Origin of the sequence: Bradyrhizobium arachidis (genome assembly GCF_015291705.1) — a bacterium.
Classification (GTDB): Bacteria; Pseudomonadota; Alphaproteobacteria; order Rhizobiales; family Xanthobacteraceae; genus Bradyrhizobium; species Bradyrhizobium arachidis.
In genome coordinates, this window is record NZ_CP030050.1 from 4,881,988 (window position 1) to 4,902,978 (window position 20,991).

The window sequence follows — 20,991 nt, forward strand, 5'->3', positions numbered from 1 at the left end:
GTCATTGCGAGTGTGGAGTTGAGGGCATTCGTCCCTCTCGTGTCCCGGCTCTGCAGCGCACCGCTGAAGAAGCGCTGCGCTGCGTCCAGGGACGAGGGGACAGACGGCGCCTCAATGCCGCTCGTCGCCGCGTCCGTCGTCGTCATCGTGGAAGTCGTGGTCGCCGCCGTGCCCGAAGCCGGGGTCGATACAGGCAAAATTGCCGGCGTCGTTGGTCATGCCGCTGCCCTTGTAGGACGCAATCTTCGGGTAGACGCAGAGCGGCCTGGTGCCGCCGGTCGGAAAGTTCGTGGCAACGCGCGGATCGAACAGTCCGCCCGCCGGATAGGGCGAGGTGGCGTTGGTGTTGGTCGCCACGATGCGGTCCGGCGTGATGTCCTTCTCGACCCAGTCGGTGAGGGCCTTGAGCTGGTTCGTGGCGAAGCTCGCGGTGGCGGCGCCGCCGCCGCAATGGGCCATGTTCGGCACCATGAACAGCCGGGCGAAATCGGTCGCACGGCCGCTCATGTGCCGGTCCATGTTGCGGTACCAGCGCGCGATCGCAGCACCCGAGAAGATGCCGTCATTGACGGAGGAGGAGATGATCAGCTTGCCGCCGCGTGCCCTGAACGGACGCAGGTCGGTCGAGGTCGCGGCCATGAAGTCCATGCTGCTCTCGGGGTAGGCCGCCGTCTTGGTGAAGATCTTCGGCGCGTCGGTGTCGAAGTTGAACTTGAACACGAAGGCTTCCTGGCCGTTCGGCCCGTTCACGGGCGTGACGACCGGCGGGGTCTGGAAGATCATCGGGATCGCGCCGGCGCCGAGCGTCAGGTTGATCGCCGTGTTGACGTTCGGCACCGGTGCGGTGACGACGTTCCAGAGCTGCCAGCCCGCGCCGGGCGCGCTGGGCGGCGTCCAGATGCCGGCATCCCAGAACCAGTTCGAATAGAGCCGCTGTCCTCTCGAGTTGACCGGTCCGGCGTAGATCCTCTTCAGCGCGTCGACCTGCGCGCCGGTGAGGCAGGTGCCGCCATGTGGCGTGCTGCCGTGCGAGCCCGAGCCGCAGGTGTAGCTGGCGAGCGCCGGGTACACCTTCTTCGCTGTGCAGGCGTGATAATTGTCGATGATGCCGTCGACCAATCCGTCGAGCGCGTCGCAGGCGCTCAGGATCGCAGCCGAGGCGACCTGGAGATCCTGCGCGGGAAAGGTGTCGGGAATAAACGGCTGGCCGTTGACGTCCTTGCTGGTTGAAAGCGTGCCGAGCACCTGCTCGTTCCAGGCTTCGGCAAGGCCCGCCTGCGGCAGGTTGAAGCCGGGATTTTGCGAGATCACGCCGTCGAACAGCCACGGGAAGCGCTGCGAGGCCATCATGGCGTCACGGCCGCCGTTCGAGCAGCCCATGATGTAGGAGTAGGCGGTATCGAGGCCGTAGAAATAGGAGATGATCTGCTTGGAGATCGTCGCGGTCTTCTCGATGCCGTTGTAGCCGTAGTCTCGGCGCGCCTGCGCGTCGATGGCGAAATGCGCGGAGCCGCCGGCATTGGCATCGTCGTCCTGATGGCCGCCGACCGGATTATTGGCGTTGTCTTCGTGGCCGCCGTCATTGGCCGCGACGGCCCAGCCCTGGCCGACCTCGACGCCGGCGGCGCCTTGCGGGTCGCCATTGAGGCTGCCGTCGGTGCCGCCGCCGCCCATCATCTCGAAACGCCCGTGCCAGGTGTTGGGCAGGTTGAGTGCGAAGCCGATGCCGTAGGTGAAATGGTCAGGATCCTGCGTCGAGACGCGCTTGTTGATGATGCCGATCACGTTGCAATAACCCGTCTTCTGGGTCGCGCTCAGGATCTGCGTGTTCGGCAAAGTGAGGCCGGTGAGGGCGGTGCAGGACGCGCGCGGCGCAACGCCGCTCGGCGGGAATCCGTGCGCAATGGCCTGCGTGCCGAGCGCCGCGCAGCCGGCCATGATGGTCGATGCGAGAAGTCGTCGTTTCATGTCAATCCCTCCCAGTTTTCAACAATGATGGTCGAGCGGACGCGCCCCATGCGGGCGCGTTCGTTCAGGCAGTGTCGTTGACGATGTCGTTGCCAAAGCAGAGGTGACGCGGCGGCATTTGCAAGCAACGCGCAGGCGCGCGCCGATCGCGCCGCTATGCGTGATCGCACGCGGCTCGCCGCCCATCTCTGATGGAAGCACGGACGTCATCCCCCTTGGTCCCGCTCGTGTCACGGCGGGCTTTTTCGATCCTAGGGCGTGCGATGTTGCCGTGTCAACATGACGCGGCGCGCGAGTGCGCAGCGCAACCTGTCGTAGAAGCTGTGCTCACGCAGTGCGATCCCGCTCGGCTTCTCGATCTGGCCCGGCTGCGATAGACTCGGCGGGCGAATCCCGGATAGCCGCTGCGCCGGCTTGCGAAAGATCATTGTCGATGGAGCCGAAGAAGGCGGGCATCAGAAAGCGATCCTCCAAGGCCGCGCCACGCCCGGCGCCTGTTGCGAAGCGATCCGCGCCGCGCGCCGGAGCGGCCGCAAAGCCTGCCCGGCAGAGGCTGCTCGCCTCCGACGATCTGTCCCGTTCGCTCGGCTATCGCATCCGGCGGGCCCAACTCTGGGTATTCAAGGATGTCAGCCGGCGGCTCGCCGCGTTCGACATCAGCGCGGCGCAGTTCTCCGTGCTGTCGGTGATCGAGGCCAATCCGGGCGTCAATCAGCTCGCCATCGCGCAATCGCTGTCGATCGAGCGGGCCGGGCTCGGGCGTCTCGTGGATCATCTGGAGCGGCGGGGCCTCGTGCAGCGTTCGGCCTCGGCGATCAACCGCCGCTATTACGTGCTGTATCTGACGCAGGCCGGGACCGCGCTTTTGGGCCGCCTGCGGCCTGCGATCGCCGAAAGCGAGAGGGCCCTTGCCGCCAAGATCGGGCCGCGCGCGTTCAAGGAACTGCAGCGAGCGCTATCGGTCTTCCTCCAGGAGACCTGATCCAGGGACGCCAGAGGTGTTCTCGGCAAGCCCTTGGTTCGGTGCGCTGTTTTGGCAGCCGATGGCCACCGCGCCATGCGTTCTCGCGGCTTGAACTCTGCCTCAGGAACAGGCAAACGGTCCGCCAAGACCGTAGCCCTGGGCTGACCAGGGCAATCCATTTCAAACCTTGATTCAGGGAGAGTGCTCATCATGAAACGCCGTACATTTCTCAAGGGCGGCGCGGTCGCCGGTGCGACGACGCTGGTTGCTGCACCTGCGATTGCGCAGAGCTCGCCCGAGATCAAATGGCGCCTGACCTCGAGCTTCCCGAAGTCGCTCGACACCATCTACGGCACAGCGCAGACCTTTGCGAAATACGTGGCCGACGCCACCGACAACAAATTCCAGATCCAGACCTTTGCGGCCGGCGAGCTCGTTCCGGGCCTGCAGGCGCTCGACGCCGTCAGCGTCGCCTCGGTCGAGATGGCGCAGACGCCGCTCTATTTCTACATCGGCAAGGAGCCGGCGCTGGCTTATGCCACCGGTGCGCCGTTCGGCATGAACCATCGCCACCAGGAGTCCTGGTGGTATTTCGGCGGCGGCGCCGATCTCACCAACGAGGCGCTCAAGCCCTTCAAGGCTCACGCCATCCTCTGCGGCAATTCCGGCACCCAGATGGGCGGCTGGTTCCGTAAGGAGATCAAGACCGTCGACGACCTGAAGGGCCTCAAATTCCGCATCGCCGGCATGGGTGGCCATGTGCTGGCGCGGCTCGGCATCGTGCCGCAGCAGCTCGCCGGCGGCGACGTCTATGCGGCGCTGGAGAAGGGCTCGATCGATGCGGCCGAATTCGTCGGCCCCTATGACGACGAGAAGCTCGGCTTCCAGAAGGTCGCGAAGTACTATTACTTCCCCGGCTGGTGGGAAGGCGGCGCCATGCTGCACATGATCGTCAACGACGAGAAATGGGCGAGCCTGCCGAAGCACTATCAGGCGATCGTCAACCAGGCCGCCTCGGCGGCGGGCGCCTGGATGCTCGAAAAGTACGACAGCGTGAATCCGGCGGCCTTGAAGCGGCTGATCGCCAACGGCGCCGAGCTGAAGGCGTTCCCGCAGCCGGTGCTGGAAGCCTGCTACAACGCGACCCAGGAGCACCTGAACGAGCTCGCCGCCAAGAGCGACCTGTTCAAGCGCACCAAGGAGAGCCACGACGCGTATATGAAGGAGCTCTTGTTCTACACGCAGATCGCCGAGAATTTTTACGACAACTATCTGCTCAGCAAGATGCGTAACAAGAGCTGATGGTGAGGAGGGCGCGGCGTTTACGCCGCGCCCGGCTCTCGTAGGGTGGGCAAAGGCGCGACTGCGCCGTGCCCACGTTCTTTCGCTTCATTGACAATGGTGGGCACGCTCCGCTTTGCCCACCCTACGGGACTGATCGTGTGGCGTCTTACGCCCCCAATCCCAGCTTCGCGTAGATGCGCCGCGCATAGGCGCCGAAGGCGTCCGTGGTCTTCAGCGGCAGGTCGCGCGGGAAGGGCAGGTCGATCGGGAAGTAATCAGCCATCTTCGCCGGGCCCGCGGTCAGCACCGCACAGTGCGAGGACAGGAACACCGCTTCCTGGATCGAGTGCGTGACGAAGATGATGGTCTTGCCGCTCTCGCGCCAGATCCGTAGCATCTCCAGGTTCATCTGCTCGCGCGTCAGCGCATCCAGCGCGCCGAACGGCTCGTCCATCAGGATCAGCTTGGGATCGTGGATGAACGCGCGTGCAATCGCGGTGCGCTGCTGCATGCCGCCGGAGAGCTGCTGCGGATATTTGTCTTCATAGCCGGCAAGACCGACGAGGTTGAGCAGATCGCGCGCCCGCTCGCGCGCGGCCTTCATCGGCAGTCCCACGATCTCGGCCGGCAGGAGCACGTTGTCCAGGATCGTGCGCCATTTGAGGAGCAGCGCCTGCTGGAACACCATGCCGATGTCGCAGGTCGGATCGAACGGGCTTTTGGCATTGCCGATCTTCACCGTGCCGCCGTCGGCGCTGTGCAGGCCCGCCAGAATCTTCATCACCGTGGTCTTGCCGCAGCCGGAGGGGCCGACCAGCGAGACCAGCTCACCTTCCTGCACGTCCATGGTGACGTCCGACACGGCCAAAAACTCGGAGCCGCCGGTCCGATAGACTTTCCGGACGCCTTGCAGGCTGATGAAGGCCTCGGAGCTCATGCCAGCCATTTGCTCAAGTTTGCCGCAACGAAAGCATCGTCGCTGAGGTCGGCGTGTTCGCGCGTGACGCGGTCGATCTCCTCCTTCTGGCCGGGGCTGAGACCCTCGTTCGGATCGAGGCACCACAATCCCCGCATCAGGCCCTGGCGCCGCAGGATCTCGTGGCAGCCGGCGATGCAGCCGTGAAAATTGTTGGCGACATCGAAGAAGGCGCTGTTGCAGTCGGTGACGCGGGCATCGAGCGCGAGCAGGTCGGCCGGCACGCTGTCCTTGTGCCGCGCCGCCTTGCAGCGCTCGAACTGTTTGATCGCGCTCGCGGTCCAGACCGACCAATGGCCGAGCAGGCCGCCTTTGAAATAGGTGCGCGTGGTGACGCCGTTGTCGCGCAGGTCGAACGGCAGCATCAGGTCGAGCAGGATGTGGTCGTCATTGCCGGTGTAGAGCGCGACGCGATCGAGCGCGCCGGCGGCGGCGACGCCGCGCAGCACGTCGAGCGTGCGATAGCGGTTGAACGGCGCGATCTTGATCGCAATGACATTGTCGATCGCGGCAAAGCGCTGCCAGAACCGGCTCGACAGGATGACGCCGCCGACGGCGGGCTGGAGGTAGAAGCCGACCAGCGGGATTTCCGCTGCGACCGTCGTGCAGTGCGCGATGATCTCGTCCTCGGAAGCGCCCTTCATCGCGGCGAGGCTGAGCAGGCCGGCGTGATAGCCGATGTCGAGGGCGGTGCGGGCCTCCGTGACGGCCTGCGTGGTCGGGCCGGCAAGGCCCGCGACCATCGCCAGCGGGCGCTTGGTCCAGCTGGCGGCAGTCTCGGCGGCAAGCTCCAGCACCGGCCGGTACAGGCCGACATCGCGAATCGCGAATTGCGTCGTGTGCACGCCGACCGCGAGGCCTCCGGAGCCGGCGTCGATGTAATAGCGAGTCAGCGCGCGCTGATGCTGCTTGTCGAGCTGGCGCTCGGCGGTGAGCGCGAGCGGATGCGCCGGCAGCACGGTGCCCTCGGCGATCAGCTTGCGGACGTCTGCGTTGATCTGGCTGTGGTGCATGATGTCTATCCGAATTCTGGGCCGGCGACGGCGAATGGCATTTCGTCGCCCGCTGATGTGGCAGGGCCGAAGCGCATGCGCTGGAACGGCCGTTCGATGGTCCAGCTAGATGCGGCCAGTCCTTCCAGGAACGCAGCTTGCGAGGCGACGGCGTCGATCAGGAGGGGGCGGGGCTCGGAGCGGGCGATCGCGTGGACAAGGGCCAGCGCGTCCGCGGCATTGTCAGCGAATAATGGGCCGATGTGGCGCGCGGTCCGGCCATCGCGGACCAGCGCGATGCATCCATTCGCTGTGACGATGCGCGAGCCGGAGCGTCGGGCAAAGGCGGTGAGGAGCGCGGTCCGGTCGAACCCGGTGGCCCGCTGGTCGCGCGCGCGAAGCGCCTCGAGCGTGGCGGCTGACGGCGCCGGCGCGGAGGCCTGCGCCGGCTTCACCAACTTCAGCCGGCGCAATTGCAGTGTCGGGGTGAAGCCGAGCGGGCCGTAGACGGCGGCGCCGTCGGGGGTGGCGTCGAGCCAGCTGGTCAGGCCGTTCTTGCGCGCCGTCTGGAGGCAGGCATCGACGAGGCGCGTTGCGAGACCGCGGCGGCGATGCGTGGCCGACACCAGCACCATGCTGATCCAGGCATTGTTGCCGGAGTAGGGCAGCAGTGCCGCTGTTGCGATCAGCCGCATGCCGTCGCGAATGCCGAACACGATGCCGTCGCGCAGGAAGATGCGCCAGTCCTCTTCGGTCTGGTTCCAGTGCGCCTCCGTCGACAGCGCGAGCCCGGCGATCGCGTCGGCGACGCCGAGCATGAGGATGGGCGGAGCGTCAGTAGCGTCCATCGCGCACCTCGTATTTGGTGGGCTTGCCGAGGCTCGGCATGGCGCGCGACACCCAGTCCGCGGTCCAGGCGATCAGCTGCTCGGTGTCGACGACGGGCAGGCCGAACAGCTCGACCGCCCTGGACGTGTCGGTGAGCCACGCCGTCGGCTCCTCCTTGCCCGTCAGCACCGGCGTGCGGCCGAAGCGCGCGCCGAACTTTTGGGCGAGATCGCGCACGGCAAGGATCTCGTGGCCGCTGACATTGATCGGCGAGGTCGGGGCCGTGCAATGCGCAAGGCATCGCAGCGCCTGCGCGGAGGCATCGCCCTGCCAGATGAAATTGACATGGCCGAGGCTGACGTCGATCGGGGTGCCGTTGAGCACCTTGGTGGCGATGTCGTGCAGCACGCCGTAGCGCATGTCGATCGCGTAGTTGAGGCGGAACAGCCGGCCGGGCGTCGAAAACTTGCGCGAAAAATATTCGAACATGCGCTCGCGGCCGACGCAGGATTGGGCGTATTCGCCGGGCGGGTTCGGCGCCATGTCCTCGGTCGAGCCTTTGCCCTCGACAGGGACGAAAGGATAGATGCAGCCGGTCGAGAACGCGACGATCCGCGACGACGGGAAGGCCTGCGCGACCAGCGCCGGCACATGCGCGTTCATCGCCCAGGTCAGCGACAGGTCGCCCTCGGCGCCGAACTTGCGGCCGGCCATGAAGATGATGTTGGGCGCCTTGGGGAGGGCCTGAATGGCCTTCTCGTCCATCAGATCGCAATTGATGGTCTCGACGCCGCGCGCGTGCAGCCACTCCTTCACACCGGCTTCGCTGAAGCGGGCGACGCCGATGACGCGCCGATCCGGGGCCGCGGCCTTGGCGAGCCCCGCCAGCGTCGGGCCCATCTTGCCGCCGACGCCGAGGACCATGATGTCGCCCTCGACCTTCCTGAGATCGTCGATCAGCGCCTGCGTCGGCCGGCACAGGAGGTCGTCGAGCGCCGCGATATCGGGAATGGTCTTCGGCAGGTTCTCGCGGGTGAGAAGCATGGGGCGGTCCTTCAGTTAGGCTTGCCTGGCATCGCTGACCACGAACATGCGTTCGAGGGCGAGCACCAGGCCGTAGAGAGCGACGCCGAGCAGGGTCAGCAGCACGACGGCCATCACCATCGCGGGCGTGTCGAGCGAGGACTGCACCTGGATCATGAGGTAGCCGAGCCCGCGCTCGGAGGCGATGAACTCGCCGACGATGGCGCCGGCGACCGCGAGGATGGCGCCGACCTTCATGCCGGAGAACACGTAAGGCAGCGATCCCGGCAGCTGGATCTTGCGGAATAGCGTCCAGCGCGAGCCGCGCAGCGATTTGACGAGGTCGAGCAGGTCAGGCTCGACCTCGCGCAGGCCGCGCGCCGTGGTGAGCAGGATCGGAAAGAAGCAGATGCTGAAGGCGATCAGGATGTTCGGCACGATGCCGTAGGAGAACCAGACGATGAAGAGCGGCCCGAGCGCGACCTTCGGGATCATGTTCAAGGTCACAAACAGCGGCAGCAGCACGAGGCTGACGAGCGGCGCCCAGCTGAAGATCACCGCGAGCGCGACGCCGACGAAAGCGCCGAGCGCGAAGCCGCCGAGGATCTCGATCGCGGTGACCAGCGTGTTGGCGCCCCAGGAATAGCTCGCGGTGCCCAGCGTCTGAATCGTCGCGAGCGGGGAGGGCAGGATGAATTTCGGCACGTGGAAGGCATCGACCGCGACCTGCCACAGCACGAGCACGGCGAGGTGCACGATCAGGATGACCGCAAAGCTGCGCGAGGTGCGGGCTGCGTCTCCTGCCACCATTTGCTCCCTGTTGCTAGCAGCGACGACGCCGCTGATCTCAAGCCTAACCGGCCTTGCAGGAAGTTTCAACCAGTTGGTTGATTATGGCCGGAGCGAATGCAGCACGAGGTCGACCACATGCCGGCGGCGGTTGCGCCGCGCCGTCCGGGTCGAAAGATCCTTGCCGAAGATCGCCGAGAGCGTCGGCGTGTTGGACAGGTAGAAATAGCCTAGTGCTGCGATCGAGATGTAGAGCTGGACAGGATCGATCCCCTTGCGGAACATGCCGGCGCGGACGCCTTCGTTGAGGATATGGGAGACGCTGACGACGAGGGGCGAATGCATCGCCTCCAGCCGGGTCGAGCCGCGGACGTGGCGGGCGCCGCCGCGGTTCTCGTCGTTCAGCAGCACGATGAAATCAGGGTTGGTGGCGAGGTAATCGAACGAGGCCTCGATCAGCTTCCGGATCGCCTTTTCCGGCGGCAGGCCTTCGAGATTGAGCTGGCGCTCCTGCTCGCGGATATCAGCGTAAACCCATTCAAGCACGGCGAGATAGAGCGCGTCCTTGTCGCCGAAATAGTGGTAGACCAGCTGCTTGTTGACGCCGGCGCGCTCGGCGATCTCGTCGACGCGGGCGCCGGCAAAGCCGTGCTTGGCGAACTCCAGGCGCGCCGCCGTGAGCAGCTTGTTGCGGGTGGCGACGGGGTCGCGCCGCTGCGGCACGGTGTCGCCTGAACGTTTTGCGGGCATTTCCAACCAAACAGTTGACAAGTTGAGGGCGGCCTTGTTGCATTGGTATCCTCACATGGGGAGAGCGACAAGCCGGGTCGCCGGCACAGGGAGAGATGCGATGAAGCGTTTGCAGGCGGCTGTTGTGGCGCTGGTGCTTGGTCTGCCGGCGGCGCCGGCCAGCGCGGGCGAGGCGGTCAATCTGATCCTGAACTGGACGCCGACGGCCGACCATTCGCCGTTCTATTACGCCAAGGCGCAGGGATGGTACGAGAAGGCCGGCATCGACCTCACCATCGAGGTCGGCAAGGGCTCCGGCGTCTCCGCCGCCAAGGTCGGCTCCGGCGGCTCGCCCTTCGGCATCGCCGATCTCGCCACCATGCTGGTCGCCAAGAGCAAGGGCGCCGACGACGTCGCGCTGATGAGCATCTACGCCAACACCGGGCAGACCTTCTACTGGCTGAAGAGCTACGGCGTGAACGGTGTGAAGGACTTTCCGAACCACAAGATCGGCAATCCGCCCGGCGATGCCTCGCGCGTGATGTGGCCGGCGTTCGCGAAGGCCGCGGGCATCGCGCCTGACTCCGTGAGCTTCGTGAACATCGGCCCGACCGCGAAGATCGCGGGGCTCAAGAGCCACACCGTCGACATCATCAGCGACTTCTACAACGAGCACGATCTGAAGGTGATCGAGTTCGGACAGGACCTCGGCTACGTCAACTGGAAGGACATCGGGCTCAACCCGTACGGCAATTCGCTCATCGTGAACGGCGCCTATCTTCAGAAGAATCCCAAGCTCGTCGAAGAGTTCGTGCGCATCTCGCAGAAGGCCTTCGCGGCCTGCGTTGCGGATGTGGCACCGTGCCTGAAGGCGCTGCTCGACCAGGTCTCCGGCCTCGACAAGGAGAACCAGGAGCGCCAGTGGGAGCGCATCAAGTTCCTGATGACCGACGAGTTCACCACCACCAAGGGTCTCGGCTGGATCGACGGTGAGCGGATGAAGAAGGACTACGAGCTGGTCCAGACGTATCTCGGCATGGAGAAGCCGTTCGACGTGACCACGGCGTTCTCGACCAAGATGCTGGATCCCGCCATCAAGATGGATGCGAGCAAGGTGAAGAAGTAGGGTGCGCCGCGAGCGGCGCCTGACGGCCTGGTCAGCTCTTCTTCATGTCGTAGACGTGTTCGGGCCCGGGAAAGGCGCGCGACCGCACATCGGCGGCATACGCTTCGATCGCGGCTTCGATGGCCGGACCCAGATTGCCGTAGCGCCGGACGAATTTCGGCGTTCGCGGTGATAGTCCCAGCATGTCCTCAAGCACGAGCACCTGGCCGTCGCACGCCGCGCTTGCGCCGATGCCGATAGTCGGGATCGCGATTGTCTCGGTGATCTTGCGCGCCAGCGGTTCGGCGACGGCTTCGACGACGACCGAGAACGCACCGGCATCGGCGACCGCCTTCGCGTCGTCCTCGATCGGCCCCCAATCCGTTTCGCTGCGGCCCTGGGCGCGAAACGAGCCGAGGGTGTTGATGGATTGCGGGGTCAAGCCGATATGACCCATCACCGGGATGCCGCGCCCGGACAGGAATGCGATCGTCTCGGCCATGCGGACGCCGCCTTCGAGCTTCACCGCGCCGCACTGCGTTTCCTTCATGATCCGGACCGCGGCGTTGAACGCCTGCTCTTTGGAGGCCTCATACGATCCGAACGGCATATCGACCACGACCAGCGCCTGCCTGGACCCGCGCATCACGGCTGCGCCTGGAGGATCATCATGTCGAGCGTAACAGGTACCGTGGTCTCGAAGCCATGCATGACGTTGCCAAGGGAGTCGCCGACCAGAATGACGTCGCAATGCCGGTCCACCAGCGCTGCCGTATGCGCGTGGTAGGACGTCAGCATGACGATCGGCTCGCCGCGCTTGCGGGCCCGAATGTCCGGCGCAGTCTTGCGTCTGGTGGACGACTGGATTGACATGATCAGCTCCGGCTGCGGGGAGGCGGATCGAAGCCAGATGATGCAACGGTGTCAATCTGGCCTCCGATCACAATGGACGGCGTGAGGTGAGGGGCTGGGAGGCCTTCTGCCCCAACGTCGTCATTGCCGATGTGGGAAGCAGCGAGCACTCATCCTTCACCGTCACCCTGAGGTAGCCGCTCCTTCGGCGGCCCTCGAAGGGCGACGGCCCGGCTCTCTCCGCGTGGCTGCATCGGGGCCGCGCATCCTTCGAGGCTCCCCATGGGACGCATTGCGTCCCATGCCTCGCACCTCAGGATGACGGGTTAGGATTTGAAGCCTACGGCCCTATCCCGCCCATCCCCACGAAAGAATTAACCGGCCGTTAACCAAATCCGCCGCATCGTTAACTATTCAATAACGGGGAACGAGTCGGCCGTCATGGAGGCTGCAGCAAAAGTCCAACGTCAGATGGTGCGCCTGCGCGGGCGGTCCTATGTGGCCTTCGTGTTCGTGCCGACGGTTCCGATCCTGGAGTGGCTCCAGGAAATCGACGCCACCATCGCCCGCTCGCCGGGCTTCTTCGTCGGCCGGCCGGTGGTGGTTGACCTGTCCTCGGTCGATCTCAGCCAGTCCGGCATCAGCCATCTGCTCACCAGCCTCCAGGACCGCAACATTCGCGTGCTCGGCATCGAGGGCGTGGACGAATCGCGGCTGACGCCGGCAATGCCGCCGCTGCTGTCGGGCGGGCGCAGCTGCGTGGTCGAGCCGAGCGCGCCGAAGAAGGCTGAGAAGGCCGAGGCCAAGCCGACCTCGCTGTTGCTCGAGACGCCCGTGCGCTCCGGCCAGACCGTGATCTTCCCCGAGGGCGACATCACCATTCTCGGCTCGGTCGGTTCCGGTGCCGAAGTCGTGGCCGGTGGCTCCATTCACATCTATGGCGCGCTGCGCGGCCGCGCCATGGCGGGCGTCAACGGGCACAAGAGCGCGCGGATTTATTGTCAGAAGATCGAGGCCGAACTGCTTGCAATTGATGGGTTTTACCAGACTGCGGACGACATCGACGCCGCCTTGCGCGGCAAGCCGGCGCAGGCCTGGCTGCAGGGGAATACCATGCGAATTACAGCACTGAACTGACCAGCAAAGGAGACATTTCAGATGAGTAAGGTACTGGTCGTGACGTCAGGCAAGGGCGGGGTCGGCAAGACTACGACGACCGCCGCGCTAGGGGCTGCGCTCGCGCAACGTGGCGACAAGGTCGTCGTCGTCGATTTCGACGTCGGCCTGCGCAACCTCGACCTTGTGATGGGCGCCGAACGCCGCGTGGTGTTCGACCTCATCAACGTGGTGCAGGGCGTCGCAAAGCTGCCGCAGGCGCTGATCAAGGACAAGCGGCTCGATAACCTCTGGCTGCTGCCGGCCTCGCAAACCCGCGACAAGGACGCGCTGACCGAAGAGGGCGTCGGCAAGGTCATCGCCGAGCTGCGCAGCCGCTTCGACTGGGTGATCTGCGACAGCCCGGCCGGCATCGAGCGCGGCGCCTCCATGGCGATGCGCTTTGCGGACGAGGCCGTCATCGTGACCAACCCGGAAGTCTCCTCGGTGCGCGATTCCGACCGCATCATCGGCATGCTCGATTCCAAGACCGTGCGGGCCGAGAAGGGCGAGCGCGTCGAGAAGCACATTCTCATCACCCGCTACGATCCCTCCCGCGCCGCGCGCGGCGAGATGCTGACCATCGACGACATCCTGGAAATCCTCGCAACGCCCTTGCTCGGCATCATCCCCGAGAGCCAGGACGTGTTGAAGGCCTCCAACGTCGGCACGCCGGTGACGCTCTCGAACGCGGATGGAGCACCGGCGCGGGCCTACATGGACGCGGCCAAGCGCCTCTGCGGTGAAAGCATCACGATGCACGTTCCCGCCGAGCGGAGGGGGCTGATGGACCGCCTGCTGCGACGGAGGGCTGCATGAGCATGGGACTGCTTCGACTTCTCCGCGGCAACAAGGCCTCCGCACCGGTCGCCCGCGAACGGTTGCAGATCCTGCTTGCGCATGAACGCGGATTGCGCGGCCAGCCCGACCTGCTCGGTGTGCTGCGTGAGGAGATCCTCGCCGTCGTGTCCAGGCATGTCACGCTGGATCCGACCAAGGTCATCGTCCGGCTCGAGCGCGGCGATGAGGTCTCGACCCTGGAGGTCGATATCGAGGTGCCCAACGATGTCGAGCGCAAGAGGGCCGCGGTCGGGTAGGGGGCCTGACCGAAGGCTGCCAATCTTGGCGTAGGTTTCTTGGGGTGGGTGAGAAGGCGGTCCGCCGGGCATGGCGGGCCGCCTTTGTTGTTGCGTGGGCGTGGTCCGGTGCGGAACGAGGGCCGAGGCTCGATCGTTGTCATGGGCCCCGCGGGACAGCCGAGCGATGTCCCGTGGCTTCTGCAAACGGGAGAGCGCCCATGATGTCCGAGGTCCAGGTCCACACCGTCGCGCGGCAGATGCTGGAACGACATGGTTTCGCTGCGATTGCGAAAGCCGCCGAACAGGCCCAGGCCTGCGAGGGCCGCGGCGAAGCCGAAGAGGCCAAGGAATGGCGTCACATCGAGGACGCCATGAAGATCATGCGCGGTCCGGCCCAGAGCTGATCAGCTCCGCACCGTTCCATCCTTGATCATATCGAGGACGCGGCTGGCCAGCGTCTCGACCACGAAGGGCTTTGTCAGCACCTGCATGTCGGGCGCGAGCTGGCCGTTGCCGATGATGGCATTCTCCGCATAGCCCGTGATGAACAGCACCTTGAGGGCCGGACGGGTTGTGCGCGCAGCATCCGCAAGCTGGCGGCCGTTCATGCCGCCGGGAAGGCCGACATCGGTTACGAGCAAATCGATCGTCGCCTCCGATTGCAGGATCTTCAGCCCGCTCGGGCCGTCATGAGCCTCCAGGACGCTGAAGCCGATCTCTTCCAGCGCATCGGCCAGCAGCATGCGGATCGACGGCTCGTCGTCGACAATCAGGATGGTGTGACCAGCTTTCGGCCGCACAGCACTCTTGGCCGCCAAGGTGGACGGCCTGTCAGCCTCGTTGCCATAATGGCGTGGCAAATAGAGGCACATGGTCGTGCCCTGGCCGACTTCGGAGTAGATCCGGACCTGGCCGCCGGACTGGCGCACGAAGCCGTAGACCATGGAGAGGCCGAGCCCGGTGCCCTGGCCCATCGGCTTGGTCGTGAAGAACGGCTCGAACGCGCGCTCGACGATGTCGGGTGTCATGCCGGTGCCGGTGTCGGTGACGCAGAGCGACACATACTGGCCGGGCGCAAGATCGCGCTCGCCGGCGCCATGCTCGTCGAGCCAGCGGTTGGCGGTCTCGATCGTGAGCCGTCCGCCGCCGGGCATCGCATCGCGGGCGTTGATGCAGAGGTTGAGCAGGGCGCTCTCGAGCTGTGACGCATCGATCAGCGTCGGCCACAGCCCGCCTGCGGTGACGACTTCCACCGCGATCTCCGGGCCGACGGTGCGGCGGACCAGCTCCTCCATCCCCATGACGAGGCGGTTGAGGTCGGTCGGCTTGGGATCGAGCGTCTGCCGCCGCGAGAAAGCGAGCAGCCGATGCGTCAGGGCGGCGGCGCGCCTGGCGGCGCCTTGCGCCGCGGTGACGTAACGGTCGATTTCATTGACGCGGCCCTGGCCGAGCCGCGTCTGCAACAACTCCAGCGAACCGATGATCCCGGTGAGCAGATTGTTGAAGTCGTGCGCGATGCCGCCGGTGAGTTGCCCGACAGCTTCCATCTTCTGTGACTGACGCAGCGCCTCCTCGGCTACGCGCAGCCGCTGCTGCTCCTTCAGCCGGTCGGTGACGTCGTAGGAGAACTGGTAGGCACCGAGCAGCCGGCCCTCGCTTTCGCGCAGGCAGTTGAAGCGCATCTCGTAGAAGCGGCGGTCCCGCCCGGGCTCGCCGAACTCGGCGACCTCGACGAAGGCTTCGCCGGCGAGCGCCCGCGACCAGACGGCGCGGACGGCGTCGCGATGCTCGGGTTGATCGTCAAGCAGCTCCAGCATGTTGTCACCGACCTTCGGCAAGACGCCGTAGATGCGATGGAATTCCCGAGCCGAGGCGCCGTTGATGGCGAGCCAGCGGAAGCCGGGATCGACGACCTGCACGAAGGCATCGGTGCCTTCGACGAGGTCGGCCATCAGCTTGCGCTCGGCCAATGCGGCGACCACGCGCGCTTCCAGCGTCTCGTTGAGCTGCTGCAACTCCCGCTCAGCCCGCTTGCGCGCCGTGATGTCTTGGAACAGCACGGCGACCTGCTTGCGGCTGGCTGGCTCGACACGGAAGGCGGCGAGCTCGAGTTGGCGGCCGGTCGCGACCAGCTCGCGCTCGAAGCGGATCGGCTGCCCGGTCCCGAGCACGCCGCCATAGAGCTCGACCCAGCCGTCGGCCTCATCAGGGACCATCTCGCGGACCTTCTGGCCGACCACGTTGGGAATGCCGGCATGCTGGGTGTAGGCGGGATTGGCCTCGATGTGGATGTAATCGCTGAGCGGGCCGTGCGGGCCGTCGAAGAATTCGATGATGCAGAAGCCTTCGTCGATCGAGTTGAACAGCGTCCGGTAACGCTCCTCGCTTTCCGCCAGCGCCGATTCCGCTGCGCGGCGCCCGGTCTGGTCGGCCATCCCGAGCGCCTTCAGGCGTACGTTTTCCTCCTCGATCGCCTTGAGACGGCGTCGAAGGTCTTCCAACTCGATCGCATCCACGAGCGCGCGCGGGGTTGGCGTTTCCAGGAGCCGCTCCTTGACTCTGCCTACGGTATGCTAGCGGGCGAACGCACCGCGGCAAGCCGCTGCCTCAACGCAGTCCGAACCGGTGAGTTCCCCGGGGGGCCGGATAGCTCAGCGCTCGCCCTGATCGCCGCCTTGCGCGCCGGACTTGTGTTGCGTTTGCGGCTGGGCGCGTTCGCCGGTCTCCTTGCAGGGCAGCGGCTCCCACGATCCATCCGGCGCCTGCTGATAGGCGCTGCACGATGACGACGAGGCCGATTTGTCCTCGCCTTTCTGGGCATCGGAATTCTTCGCCAGCGCCGGGGCAGTCAGCACGGAGCCGGCCACGAGAGCTCCGGCGAAAACGAGATAGACAATCCGCATGGGGTTCTCCTGTTCGAAGCAAGGCCTCATGCTGTCGATGATTGTGACGATTATTTGCCAGCGCGGCGGTTCCGCCGCGCGATGCTTAACGGCGCCTTCATCGCCCGGCGGGTCCGATGGCAATCGCGTTGCGCCGAGCGCAGGCGCGCAGCCAGCCGATCACGCCCGGCTGCACCGAGAACTCGTAATTGTCCTCGATCGTCTTGGCCTTCATCGCCAGGACCGAACCCGTCTCGATCGCTTCGGCCAACGCGGCCCCATGCTGCGGGAACAGACCGATTTCGTCGGGGCCCTCGACCTGCGCGGAGAACGCCTCGAACGGCACATTGCCGATTCTCAGCGTCGCCTCGATGGCCTGACCTTCCGGCCGGTTGAGCTTGGAATCCTTCAGCATCATGGTCAGCCCCTTCGCGCGGCTGACGATCAGGAAGATGGCGAGACGGCGCTGCGGCGCGGGCGCGTCCGTGCCGATGAGATAGCGCCGGCGGATGAAGCAGGCGACGATCGCCCCGTCGCCGTTGCGTAGCTCGGATGCATCCCAGCCTTCGATCTTCTGCTTGTCCTCGATCCCGGGCGGGCCAGCCGGCGTCGGCTGCATCACCGCGATCTTCGGCGAGCGCGGCCGCGGCGCCGGCATCTCCGGCGCGTTGGGATCGGTCGGCCTGTCGACCGCGATGTCGAAGGTCTTGCCGCATTGCTTCAGCCAGCTCAGTGCATCCGCCGGCAGATCGAGTGCGATCGGCCCGGAATCGACGCCGGCACCGTCCGAGCGCAACGTGACGTTCCGCGCCTTGCCGAGCGCCGCAAGCATGCCCTCGGCATCGCCCGGATGCAGCGCGAAGGCGTTGCCGACCGGGAAGCCGACCGCGGGGAAGCTGCGGCCGTCGATGACGATCTCGGCCTGGTCGTCCAGCACGTGTTCGCTCGGCATGCCGTCATCCATCAACATGATGGACAGGCCCGAGCCGCGGCTGATGTTGAGGGCGAAGGCGGTGTCGACCTTGCCGCCCGCCTTGCTGCGTTGCCTCGGCGCAATCAGCACGCATTGCCTCACCTTGCCGTCAGGGCCGACCTGGGGCAGGGCGCTCCATACCCCCTGCGGAAAGCGCACTTGCTTGCCGGCGACCGGATTGTCCGCCGTCGCGGCAAAAGCGGGCAGCGCCAAATTGGCGGCGACGATCATCGCAAGCGCCGCCATCCGGCGCGTCCAAAGCATATCGGCAGGCATGGCCCCTCGCATTGTCCTCAGCTCGAAGCATTGGACTCGGAGGGGTGCGCCGAGGTTCACCGGCAAAGCCGGGCCGCCAAGGGCGGCTAGCCGCCCTTGCTGCGGATCAGGCCGGCGAGATTGGTCTTTTGCGCCTCGCACCAGCCGGGCATGCCGAGCCGGCGCTGATCCATGTCGGTTGCCTGCGTCGCCACCGCGACCTCGGCCATCAGATCGTCGTCCTGCTTCTCGCCCATCTTGCCGCCGGTGTGCATCCAGGCGATCGCCTTGCGCACCTTCTCGGTGGTGCCGTCGGGCAGCTGCATTTGCTGCGCCTTCTGCACGAGGTCCTGGTAGACGAGATCCGTGCCCGGGCACTCGACCTTGGCGGCGAAGGCCTGCAGGACCATCGTCACATAGGTCGAACGGACCGGCGCATCGCCCGCCTGGGCCGGCGCGGCGATCAACAACAGGCCTGCGATCAGAAAACCGGTGCGCATTCTTGGGGTACCTCCTCGTTTTTTTGGGAGGCTAGCGTCCGGCGCGCCGCTCCGCAATGGTGCCGGGGCGCAATTGTGGCGCCTCGATGCGGTGCGCTATCGTAGCGGATATCCCGGCCACGGAGAGCGACATGAGCCTGTTCAGCACGCCGTTCGATCCCGCTCACGACACCGCGCTCGTCACCGGCGCCGGTAACGGCATCGGCCGCGCGATCGCGCTGGGCCTGGTCGGCGAGGGCGTCCGGACCATGTTCGCCGACGTGAGCGCGGAGCGGGTGACTGCCGCGATCGGCGCGAGCAAGACGCCTGAGCTGGCGGTGCCGTGGGTCGGCGATCTCGCCAAGCTCGAGGCTTGCGACGAGCTGCTGGCCTCGGCACATGCGGTGCTGGGCGACGTCACGCATTTCGTGCACAGCGCCTCGCCGCCGCGGCGCGAGGCCGATCACGCGCTCGCTGTCGACCGCAGGACCTGGCAGGAGATGCATGCCGTCAATCTCGACGCCGGCTTTCATCTGGCGCGCGGAATCGCAACACGACTGATCGCGGCGAAGCGGCCTGGCTCGTTCCTGTTCCTCACCTCGCTGCATGCGGGCACGCCGCGCAACCTGCCGCATTATTCGACGGCGAAGGCGGGGATGGCGATGCTGGTGAAGGAGCTCGCGAAGACCTTTGGTCGTCGCAATATCCGCGTCAACGCGCTGGTGCCCGGTGCGATCGCGGCAGGTGGATTCGTTGCCGATGCCTCGCTGGCGAAACACATTCCGCTCGGGCGCCTCGGCGAAGCAAACGACCTCGTGCCGATGGCGCTCGCGGTGCTGTCGAACAAGCTGTCGGCTTATGTCACCGGCGCAGCGTTCGTCGTCGACGGTGGATTGTCGCTGACGAACTGGTTCGAAGCGCCGGTGCTTGAAGATTAGCGCTGCCAGGCCGGCACAGGATCGAGCGGCGTGCGATAGACCTCTTTGTGATCGCGATCGGTGACGCGCACCGCGCAGCCCTTCTGCTGCAGCTCCGGCTTCACCTGCGACAGCTCGCATGCGAGCTGAACGGCGCGATCCGAAGCGACCTCGATGTCTTCGAGGATGATTCCGCCCTGGTTCTTGAACTCTTCACCAACCACGAGATCGAAGGAGTAGTATGGCATCCGAATTCTCCGGTGTGACGACCCAAATTCCCAAACGAAGCCTTCGACGGAAGTCTTCAAAACATGCTGGATCGTACCACTGAGTCGATATCTATCGGATGAACAAGCCGCACAATCTCTGTGCCTAAGGCGCAGAAATGATGAGCAATGAACGGTGACGTTAAGATTTTATTAAACATGTCCACGCGATCATGAGGCATGGAATTGCAGCAGAACCGGGCTCCGGGAACCGGCAGCTGCAAGAGAAGGCCGGCGGCATAGATCCCGACGGCCTTTTCTCTTGAAGCTTTCGTCGCGCAAACTTGCTTCACGAAAGCTTCCTTGGCGAAGACGAGTCAGCATCGCTTCCCGTAATCACCCGGACTCAACGCATCATCTCGACTCGGACAGCGTGTAGCGACGCTGGTGTTCGTCTAGTGCACCGGCATCGGCGGACGCACGACAGGTCCGTCGTCATCGGCAACAGCCTGCGTCGTCGTCACGGGCGCGACCGGCGGCGGTGCTGCGGCTGCCTGTGATGGCGGCGGCGGTGGCGCGAGCGGCGCGGGCGAGTAGGCCGGCATGTAGGTGTGTGACACGGCCGGCTTCGGTTTGCGAACTGGCGGCGGTGCGGGTCGCGGCTGAATCGCTGACACGCGTGCGCGCGGATCGACCGGCTTGGCCTCGGCTACGGGCTTCGGCACGGGCGGCTTGGTCATCTCACGGGCCAGCTGCTCCTGGCCGGCCTTCAGCTCGGCGATCGTCGTCTTGAGCTGCTCGATCTGCTGCGCCATCGCGGCCATGTCGCGCGTCATCGACTCCATCGATTGGGTGGCATCGGGCGGCGCTGCTGCGGTGGCGGTGGCAGGCTGAGGTGGCGAGGCCGGTTGATCGGCGATTTGATCGGTCGCCGCAGGCGGGGCCTCAGCTGCCGCGGGCGGGGCGGCCTGTGCAGCGGCGACCGGCGCCGTCTGCGGTGTCGCAGGCAGCAGCTGCGATGTCAGCGAGGCCAATGCCGGTGTCCATTGCGCGAGCATCTGTCTTGCGGTGTCGCCATGCTGCTCCCAGGCGATCGCGGCCGCCGCGCTGCCGCCCGCAAACAGAAATGCGACAGATGCGCCGCGCAGCCACGTGCTGACCGCGGATCGCTTCCGCCGGCCGCGACCATCGCTGGCCTCGACGCGCACCGCGCTGTCGACCGATGGAGCCGCGGCTTGTGCGCCGTAGACGATGCTGATGTTTTGCTCCGGCGCGAACTTCGGCTCCGGGCGGAGCGCGATATCGGGCGCCAGCGTCGGAGAAACGCTGATGGGGCGCGAAGCCTGCACCATATCCGGCGAGATCTGAATATCCGGCGAGATCTGAACCGCGTCGTGCGGATCGTTGTCCTTGATCGTGTCCTTCACGATCTCATCGACGATTTGCTTGCTGTTCAGCGTCGCGAGCATCGCAGCTCCTTTGAAGCGCTCTTGGTCCGCATTGGCGCGAGCCGATTCGTTGAGGTGAGCCCATTC

General features: G+C 65.7%; 21 protein-coding genes and 1 pseudogene. 8 read left to right on the top strand and 14 right to left on the bottom strand.

The genetic code is table 11. The annotated features are described in order from the left end of the window. Positions 1-111: 111 nt before the first annotated feature. Complete coding sequence (locus tag WN72_RS22650) at positions 112-1,968, bottom strand: tannase/feruloyl esterase family alpha/beta hydrolase (RefSeq protein ID WP_167381171.1); 1,857 nt, start codon at positions 1,966-1,968, stop codon at positions 112-114. A 433-nt stretch (positions 1,969-2,401) separates the two neighbouring features. Here WN72_RS22650 and WN72_RS22655 point away from each other — a divergent pair, with 433 nt between their 5' ends. After that, positions 2,402-2,950, top strand: coding sequence for a MarR family winged helix-turn-helix transcriptional regulator (locus WN72_RS22655; RefSeq protein ID WP_027557725.1), 549 nt, complete (start codon positions 2,402-2,404; stop codon positions 2,948-2,950). A gap of 192 nt (positions 2,951-3,142) precedes the next feature. Beyond that, on the top strand, positions 3,143-4,234 hold the full coding sequence (locus WN72_RS22660; protein ID WP_092220292.1) for a TRAP transporter substrate-binding protein: 1,092 nt from the start codon (positions 3,143-3,145) through the stop codon (positions 4,232-4,234). 148 nt (positions 4,235-4,382) lie between these two features. Here the strand turns inward: WN72_RS22660 and WN72_RS22665 are convergent, their stop codons facing one another. The 6 genes from WN72_RS22665 to WN72_RS22690 form a co-directional block, all read right to left on the bottom strand. After that, positions 4,383-5,162, bottom strand: a complete 780-nt coding sequence (locus WN72_RS22665) for an ABC transporter ATP-binding protein (RefSeq protein WP_092220294.1) — start codon at positions 5,160-5,162, stop codon at positions 4,383-4,385. Continuing rightward, entirely contained in the window at positions 5,150-6,205 is a 1,056-nt protein-coding gene (locus WN72_RS22670; RefSeq protein ID WP_092220296.1) for a dihydrodipicolinate synthase family protein, read from the bottom strand. Before WN72_RS22670 ends, WN72_RS22665 begins: the two co-directional genes overlap by 13 nt. 5 nt (positions 6,206-6,210) lie before the next feature. After that, positions 6,211-7,032, bottom strand: a complete 822-nt coding sequence (locus WN72_RS22675; RefSeq protein ID WP_092220298.1) for a GNAT family N-acetyltransferase — start codon at positions 7,030-7,032, stop codon at positions 6,211-6,213. Further along, positions 7,019-8,056, bottom strand: coding sequence for an NAD-dependent epimerase/dehydratase family protein (locus WN72_RS22680; protein ID WP_092220300.1), 1,038 nt, complete (start codon positions 8,054-8,056; stop codon positions 7,019-7,021). The genes WN72_RS22675 and WN72_RS22680 overlap by 14 nt, the downstream gene beginning before the upstream one ends. A 15-nt stretch (positions 8,057-8,071) precedes the next feature. Next, positions 8,072-8,842 carry an ABC transporter permease gene (locus tag WN72_RS22685; RefSeq protein ID WP_027557731.1) on the bottom strand — a complete coding sequence of 257 codons (771 nt, stop codon included), beginning with the start codon at positions 8,840-8,842 and terminating at the stop codon, positions 8,072-8,074. An 84-nt stretch (positions 8,843-8,926) separates the two neighbouring features. Continuing rightward, positions 8,927-9,574, bottom strand: coding sequence for a TetR/AcrR family transcriptional regulator (locus WN72_RS22690; protein ID WP_092220303.1), 648 nt, complete (start codon positions 9,572-9,574; stop codon positions 8,927-8,929). A 100-nt stretch (positions 9,575-9,674) separates the two neighbouring features. Between WN72_RS22690 and WN72_RS22695 the strand changes: the two genes are divergently transcribed. Continuing rightward, positions 9,675-10,679: an ABC transporter substrate-binding protein gene (locus tag WN72_RS22695; protein WP_167381172.1), complete on the top strand. Its 1,005-nt coding sequence runs from the start codon at positions 9,675-9,677 to the stop codon at positions 10,677-10,679. Between the two features lie 31 nt (positions 10,680-10,710). On the opposite strand, the pseudogene panB reads toward WN72_RS22695, so the two are convergent. Next, positions 10,711-11,531: pseudogene (gene panB, locus WN72_RS22700) on the bottom strand (3-methyl-2-oxobutanoate hydroxymethyltransferase). 420 nt (positions 11,532-11,951) lie between these two features. On the opposite strand from panB, the gene minC reads away from it, so the two are divergent. The 4 genes from minC to WN72_RS22720 all read left to right on the top strand — a co-directional run bounded on the left by minC (position 11,952) and on the right by WN72_RS22720 (position 14,148). Next, on the top strand, positions 11,952-12,647 hold the full coding sequence (gene minC, locus WN72_RS22705) for a septum site-determining protein MinC (protein WP_027557735.1): 696 nt from the start codon (positions 11,952-11,954) through the stop codon (positions 12,645-12,647). A 21-nt stretch (positions 12,648-12,668) separates the two neighbouring features. Continuing rightward, the gene (minD, locus tag WN72_RS22710; RefSeq protein WP_027557736.1) at positions 12,669-13,484 is read left to right on the top strand and encodes a septum site-determining protein MinD; all 816 of its coding nucleotides are present in this window, start codon (positions 12,669-12,671) and stop codon (positions 13,482-13,484) included. After that, the gene (gene minE, locus WN72_RS22715) at positions 13,481-13,762 is read left to right on the top strand and encodes a cell division topological specificity factor MinE (protein WP_092216163.1); all 282 of its coding nucleotides are present in this window, start codon (positions 13,481-13,483) and stop codon (positions 13,760-13,762) included. The genes minD and minE overlap by 4 nt, the downstream gene beginning before the upstream one ends. Before the next feature lie 200 nt (positions 13,763-13,962). After that, complete coding sequence (locus WN72_RS22720; protein ID WP_027557738.1) at positions 13,963-14,148, top strand: hypothetical protein; 186 nt, start codon at positions 13,963-13,965, stop codon at positions 14,146-14,148. Here the strand turns inward: WN72_RS22720 and WN72_RS22725 are convergent, their stop codons facing one another. The 4 genes from WN72_RS22725 to WN72_RS22740 all read right to left on the bottom strand — a co-directional run bounded on the left by WN72_RS22725 (position 14,149) and on the right by WN72_RS22740 (position 18,354). Then, complete coding sequence (locus WN72_RS22725) at positions 14,149-16,260, bottom strand: ATP-binding protein (protein ID WP_092216164.1); 2,112 nt, start codon at positions 16,258-16,260, stop codon at positions 14,149-14,151. 135 nt (positions 16,261-16,395) lie between these two features. Next, a complete protein-coding gene (locus tag WN72_RS22730; RefSeq protein WP_092216359.1) occupies positions 16,396-16,647 on the bottom strand; it encodes a hypothetical protein in 252 nt (83 codons plus the stop codon). A 97-nt stretch (positions 16,648-16,744) separates the two neighbouring features. Then, positions 16,745-17,875 carry a hypothetical protein gene (locus WN72_RS22735; RefSeq protein ID WP_092216165.1) on the bottom strand — a complete coding sequence of 377 codons (1,131 nt, stop codon included), beginning with the start codon at positions 17,873-17,875 and terminating at the stop codon, positions 16,745-16,747. Positions 17,876-17,961: 86 nt separating this feature from the next. Further along, positions 17,962-18,354 (bottom strand): hypothetical protein, encoded by a 393-nt coding sequence (locus WN72_RS22740; RefSeq protein ID WP_027557742.1) that lies wholly within the window; start codon positions 18,352-18,354, stop codon positions 17,962-17,964. Positions 18,355-18,485: 131 nt separating this feature from the next. On the opposite strand from WN72_RS22740, the gene WN72_RS22745 reads away from it, so the two are divergent. Further along, the gene (locus tag WN72_RS22745) at positions 18,486-19,271 is read left to right on the top strand and encodes an SDR family NAD(P)-dependent oxidoreductase (RefSeq protein WP_027557743.1); all 786 of its coding nucleotides are present in this window, start codon (positions 18,486-18,488) and stop codon (positions 19,269-19,271) included. Here the strand turns inward: WN72_RS22745 and WN72_RS22750 are convergent. Continuing rightward, on the bottom strand, positions 19,268-19,498 hold the full coding sequence (locus tag WN72_RS22750; RefSeq protein WP_027557744.1) for a DUF6894 family protein: 231 nt from the start codon (positions 19,496-19,498) through the stop codon (positions 19,268-19,270). The genes WN72_RS22745 and WN72_RS22750 overlap by 4 nt on opposite strands. A gap of 413 nt (positions 19,499-19,911) precedes the next feature. Continuing rightward, positions 19,912-20,925, bottom strand: a complete 1,014-nt coding sequence (locus WN72_RS22755; RefSeq protein ID WP_167380818.1) for a hypothetical protein — start codon at positions 20,923-20,925, stop codon at positions 19,912-19,914. Positions 20,926-20,991: the final 66 nt, after the last annotated feature.